The sequence below is a fragment of the Mesorhizobium sp. M5C.F.Ca.IN.020.32.2.1 genome (assembly GCF_004023105.1).
Taxonomy (GTDB): domain Bacteria; phylum Pseudomonadota; class Alphaproteobacteria; order Rhizobiales; family Rhizobiaceae; genus Mesorhizobium; species Mesorhizobium wenxiniae.
Genome location: NZ_RZSX01000551.1, coordinates 1 through 4,367, shown reverse-complemented (window position 1 = coordinate 4,367; position 4,367 = coordinate 1). Strand labels below are relative to the sequence as shown.

Annotated in this window: 4 protein-coding genes and 1 pseudogene; 4 read left to right on the top strand and 1 reads right to left on the bottom strand. The window is 63.0% G+C overall.

Features of this window, described 5'->3' with window-relative positions; genetic code table 11:
- Positions 1–65: 65 nt before the first annotated feature.
- Entirely contained in the window at positions 66–1,259 is a 1,194-nt protein-coding gene (locus EOA86_RS24035) for an Mrp/NBP35 family ATP-binding protein (protein WP_128343946.1), read from the bottom strand.
- Between the two features lie 240 nt (positions 1,260–1,499).
- On the opposite strand from EOA86_RS24035, the gene EOA86_RS24030 reads away from it, so the two are divergent.
- The 4 genes and pseudogenes from EOA86_RS24030 to EOA86_RS24015 all read left to right on the top strand — a co-directional run.
- Positions 1,500–1,877 (top strand): VOC family protein, encoded by a 378-nt coding sequence (locus EOA86_RS24030; RefSeq protein WP_065006140.1) that lies wholly within the window; start codon positions 1,500–1,502, stop codon positions 1,875–1,877.
- Between the two features lie 96 nt (positions 1,878–1,973).
- Complete coding sequence (locus tag EOA86_RS24025) at positions 1,974–2,873, top strand: LysR family transcriptional regulator (protein ID WP_128343944.1); 900 nt, start codon at positions 1,974–1,976, stop codon at positions 2,871–2,873.
- A gap of 134 nt (positions 2,874–3,007) precedes the next feature.
- The gene (locus tag EOA86_RS24020) at positions 3,008–3,487 is read left to right on the top strand and encodes a formate dehydrogenase subunit gamma (protein WP_128343942.1); all 480 of its coding nucleotides are present in this window, start codon (positions 3,008–3,010) and stop codon (positions 3,485–3,487) included.
- Positions 3,484–4,367, top strand: a pseudogene (locus EOA86_RS24015) (formate dehydrogenase); the annotation flags it as partial. The gene EOA86_RS24020 and the pseudogene EOA86_RS24015, both read left to right, overlap by 4 nt.

Here is a 4,367-nt window from a genome sequence, read left to right as displayed (position 1 = left end):
GATATCCCTCCCTCTTAAGGGTGCCGCGCTTAGCGCGGCACCCTTAAGAGGGAGGGATATCCGCGTCACTCAAACACGATGCTCGGCATGGCGGCTTCAGCCGCGCCGCGTTCTTCGTTGACCCTGCCCCAGACGTTCGAGGCGATGTCGCGGTAGATCTTCGCCTCGGCGCTATCGGGCTTCGAGACCACCACCGGCGTGCCGGCATCCGAGCTTTCGCGGATGCCCATTTCGAGCGGCACTTCGCCGAGGAAGGTGACACCGAGACGCTCGGCCTCGCGGCGCGCGCCGCCATGGCCGAAGATGTCGTAGCGCTTGCCGGTGTCGGGGGCGAGGAAATAGCTCATATTCTCGACGATGCCCAACAGCGGCACGTCGACCTTCCTGAACATGTTAAGGCCTTTTCGGGCATCGATGAGGGCCAGGTCTTGCGGCGTCGAGACGATGATGGCGCCGGCCAGAGGCACCTGCTGGGCCATGGTCAGTTGCGCATCGCCGGTGCCGGGCGGCATGTCGACGACGAGCACGTCGAGCGGACCCCACTCGACCTCGCGCAGCATTTGCGTCAATGCCGACATCACCATCGGCCCCCGCCAGATCATCGGCGTCTCCTCATCGACGAGGAAGCCCATCGACATGACCTTCAGGCCGTAATTCTCCATCGGCTTCAGGACTTTGCCGTCGACGGTCTGCGGCCGGCCATGGATCTTGAGCAGCCGCGGCATGGACGGGCCGTAGATGTCGGCGTCGAGCACGCCGACCCTCAGGCCGTTGGCGGCGAGGCCAAGCGCGATGTTGACGGCAGTGGTCGACTTGCCGACGCCGCCCTTGCCGGAAGCGACAGCGATAATCGCCTCGATGCCGGGCACGCCGCGCTTGCCCTGGCTGTGCGAGGCCGGAGCATGCGGGGCCGGATGTCGCGCGGCAGCGGGTGCGGCCGGCGGCGCGGGCCTGGGGGCGGGTCTCTGCGGAACCGGAGCCTCCATGCCGCCACCTTTCCTTTCCGCCGTCAGCGCAACCACGGCGCCGGCGACACCGGGGATCGCCTTGACGACACGCTCGGCGGCGGCACGCATCGGCTCCATCTCCTGGGCCCGGGCAGCCGGCACCGTGATCGAGAAGAAGACCTTGGAATCGGCAATGAAAATCTCGGAAACCATGCCGAGGTCGACGATGTTGCCGGTGAAGTCCGGTCCGTTGACCGTCTTCAGGCGCTCGATGACGATTTCCTTGGTAACGTTTTCCTGGACGGCGGGCATCAGCTTTTCCTCTGCTTTCCGCTTGAGATAATGCAGTTCCCGAACATAACCAAGCGGCGGAACGACACTCACCGGGCATGGCACCAAAACTCGCGTCTGCTCGTAGGGATTTGCGGGAGTCAAAACGTCCTTACGGAAGAGGCACGCCGATAGCGCAAGCTGCGGTCGCCGGAAGACGAAGCAGCCCTATCTTGTTGCAGGGCTTCGGACGTGCTCGCCAGCAAGGAAAGGAGACCAATCATGCTCGCAAACAGCAACGCAACGGCCAATCTCGCGGTGAAGGACCTGGCCAAGGCCAAGGCCTTCTATGAAGACGTTCTGGGGCTGACGGAGGTTCACAACGAGGGTGGCGAACTGATCGTCTACAAATGCGGCGACACCAGCATCAATGTGTATCGCTCGAAGTTCGCCGGAACCAACAAGGCGACGGCGGTGACCTGGATGGTCGGCGACGAGATCGACACCGTCGTCAAGGCGCTGAAATCGAAGGGCGTTGTCTTCGAGCACTACGAGATGCCGGACCTGAAGCTGGAAGGCGACATCCATGTCGGCTACGGCATGAAGGTCGCATGGTTCAAGGATCCTGACGGCAACATTCTGAACCTGGTCGACCGTTAGGCTTGGACGGCGGCGAAGCTTCGGCCGCATGAGGATTCGCCAAGCAAAAGCAGCATGCATCTGGCGTAACCTCACATGGCCGGGTAGCGTCCGCTCATGATCGACAAGCTGGAATTCTTCATCGCGCTGGCCAGGGAAGAGCATTTCGGCCGGGCGGCGGAGGTGTGCGGCGTCACGCAGCCGACGCTTTCGGCCGGCATCAAGCAGCTGGAGGGCCATCTCGGCGTGATGCTGGTATTGCGCGGCTCGCGCTTTCAAGGACTAACGCCAGAAGGAGAACAGGTGCTGGTGTGGGCGCGCCGCATCGTCGGCGACACCCGCACGATGCGGGAGGAGATGCGGGCGGCGCGTCACGGCCTTTCGGGGCGCATCCGTATCGCCGCCATCCCGACAGCTCTGGCTATGGTGGCGCGGCTGACGACACCTTTTCGGGCAAAACATCCCGGCGTCACCTTCTCGGTGCTGTCGCGCACCTCGATCGAGGTGCTATCGCTGCTCGGCAATTTCGACATCGATGCCGGCGTCACCTATCTCGACAACGAACCGCTGGGGCGGGTGCTCAGCGTGCCGCTCTATGACGAGCGCTATCAGCTGATCACCGCGGTCGGAAACCCCTATTCCGACCGCGACAAAGTGACATGGGCGGAGCTCAGCCAGCTGCCGCTCTGCCTGCTGACGCCCGACATGCAGAACCGTCGCATCATCGACCAGCATTTGGCCGAAGCCGGCACGCAGGTGCGGCCGACGCTCGAATCCAATTCGATGATCGTGCTGTTCTCCCATATCCGTACCGGCAAATGGGCCTCGATCATGCCGCTCAACCTATCGGAAACATTCGGCTTTTCCGAGCCGATCCGGGCCATTCCGATTGTCGAGCCGGATGCCAGCCACACCGTCGGGCTGGTGGCCACGCTGCGCGAGCCGCACACGCCGCTGGTCTCGGCGCTGCTGGACGAGGCGATGGCGTTGGCAGACGATTTCCGCGCCCGCCACTGAGCTAGAGATTGCAGGCTGAACGGCATCGATAGAAGATTTCTATCGAGCAACGGATCAGCTTTATTGATTTGGTGGGTTTCGTCTGATTTTTTAACCACTTAGCGGAAGATTACTACGACCAGGGAGGGCGCTGCATGACAATGCAGCCTGCAAGTACCGAGATCGCGTTGCGCACGGCGGGGATCGTCCAGGAGCTGAAGGGCCTCGAAGGCCCGCTGTTGCCGATCCTCCACGGCATCCAGGAAGAGTTCGGTCATGTGCCGCAGGACGCGCTGCCGGTAATCGCCGAGGCGTTGAACATCTCCAAGGCGGAGGTGCACGGCGTCGTTACCTTTTATCATGACTACCGCCGCCACCCGGCCGGGCGGCATGTGCTGAAGCTTTGCCAGGCGGAAGCCTGTCAATCGATGGGCTCGGACTTGATCGCCGCCAAACTCAAGCACTTGCTGGGCATCGGCTTCCACGAGACGGCCCGCGACGGTTCGGTGACGCTGGAACCAGTCTATTGCCTCGGCCTTTGCGCCTGTGCGCCATCGGCGATGCTGGACGGCGAGGTGATCGGCCGGCTCAATGACGAAAAACTCGACGAGATCGTTGCCGAGGTACGTTCATGATCCCGCGCATCTACATTCCCGGCGATTCCGGCGCACTGGCGCTCGGTGCGGAGAAGGTCGCCAAGGCGGTTCGTGCGGAACTGGCCGATCGCGGCATTGAGGCCAAAATCGTGCGCAATGGTTCGCGCGGCGCTTATTTCCTCGAGCCGATGGTCGAAGTGGCGACAGACAAGGGCCGCGTCGCGTACGGGCCGGTGAAGCCTTCCGACGTCAAAAGCCTGTTCGACAGCGGTTTCCTCACCGGCGGCTACCACAAGCGCTGGCTGGGCGCACCCGACAAGATCCCGTTCCTGGCCAAGCAGACGCGGCTGACTTTCGCGCGTTGCGGCGTCACAGATCCGTTGTCGCTCGACAATTACAAGGCCCATGGCGGGCTGAAGGGCCTGCAAAACGCGGTGGCCATGACGCCGGCCGATGTCGTCAGCCAAGTGACCGAGTCCGGCCTGCGCGGACGTGGCGGCGCCGGCTTCCCGACCGGCATCAAATGGAAGACGGTGCTCGATACCACGGCCGACCGCAAATATATCGTCTGCAATGCCGACGAGGGTGATTCGGGCACATTCGCCGACCGCATGATCATCGAAGGCGACCCGTTCGTGCTGATCGAAGGCATGACCATTGCCGGCATCGCGACGGGCGCTACCAAGGGTTTCATCTATATTCGCTCGGAATATCCGCACGCGGTAGCGGTCATGCAGAAAGCCGTCGAGATCGCCCGCAAGGCCGGCCTGCTCGGCCTCAACGTGCTGGGTTCTCCAAATACCTTCGACATGGAAGTCCGTGTCGGTGCCGGCGCCTATGTCTGCGGCGAGGAGACCTCGCTGCTCGACAGCCTCGAAGGCAAGCGCGGGCAGGTGCGCGCCAAACCGCCGCTGCCGGC

Coding starts and splice junctions, on each gene's coding strand:
- EOA86_RS24035 (WP_128343946.1), bottom strand. CDS start 1,259: ATGCCCGCCGTCCAGGAAAACGTTACCAAGGAAATCGTCATCGAGCGC.
- EOA86_RS24030 (WP_065006140.1), top strand. CDS start 1,500: ATGCTCGCAAACAGCAACGCAACGGCCAATCTCGCGGTGAAGGACCTG.
- EOA86_RS24025 (WP_128343944.1), top strand. CDS start 1,974: ATGATCGACAAGCTGGAATTCTTCATCGCGCTGGCCAGGGAAGAGCAT.
- EOA86_RS24020 (WP_128343942.1), top strand. CDS start 3,008: ATGACAATGCAGCCTGCAAGTACCGAGATCGCGTTGCGCACGGCGGGG.